The following is an 865-nucleotide window of genomic DNA, read 5'->3' as shown; positions in this document are numbered from 1 at the left end:
GCTCAGGGAAACCTTCTGCCATCACCGCTTGTGCGTGGTGCGCAGTATCGATGCCGACTACATCAAGCAAGTACGCCGGGCCCATCGGCCAGCCAAATTTGCGTTCCATGACTTTGTCGACTTTAGTGAAGTCTGCACCATCACGAAGCAACATGCTGAAACCGCCAAAGTACGGGAATAATACGCGGTTGACGAAGAATCCCGGACAGTCGTTCACGACGATTGGGGATTTACCCATTTTCGCTGCGTAAGCCACTACGCGGTTGATGGTTTCATCAGAAGTTTTCTCACCACGGATGATTTCAACCAAAGGCATGCGATGCACAGGGTTAAAGAAGTGCATACCACAGAAGTTTTCTGGGCGTTTAAGTGATTGTGCCAATAGGTTGATTGGAATCGTCGATGTGTTTGATGTAATAACGGTGTCTTCACCAACGTGCGATTCGACTTCGCTCAGTACCGCTGCTTTTACTTTTGGATTTTCTACAACGGCTTCAACAATCACATCTGAATTTTCGATGCCTGCGTAATGTAGGCTTGGGGTAATTGATGCCAAAATTCCCGCCATCTTGAAGCCGTCGATACGACCTTGAGCAAGGCGTTTGTTCAGCAGTTTAGACGCTTCGGTCATACCTAAATCGAGAGATGGTTGGGCAATGTCTTTCATCAATACTGGCACGCCTTTCAGCGCAGATTGGTAAGCGATGCCACCACCCATGATGCCTGCACCTAATACCGCTGCTCGCTCAGTGTCTTTGCTTGCTGATTTCGCCGCTTTTTTCGCGATGCCTTTGATGTATTGGTCGTTGAGGAACAGACCAACCAGAGCTTTGGCTTCTTCTGATTTCGCGAGTTTAACGAAGTA

Annotated in this window: 1 protein-coding gene; it reads right to left on the bottom strand. The window is 48.4% G+C overall.

The genetic code is table 11. The features are described from left to right. Window positions 1-865: 3-hydroxyacyl-CoA dehydrogenase NAD-binding domain-containing protein (locus R8N49_RS25925; protein ID WP_318190304.1), on the bottom strand; the 865-nt coding region annotated here is incomplete at both ends.

It is taken from the genome of Vibrio sp. 1978 (assembly GCF_033344345.1).
This window is presented reverse-complemented; position numbering and strand designations above follow the sequence as displayed.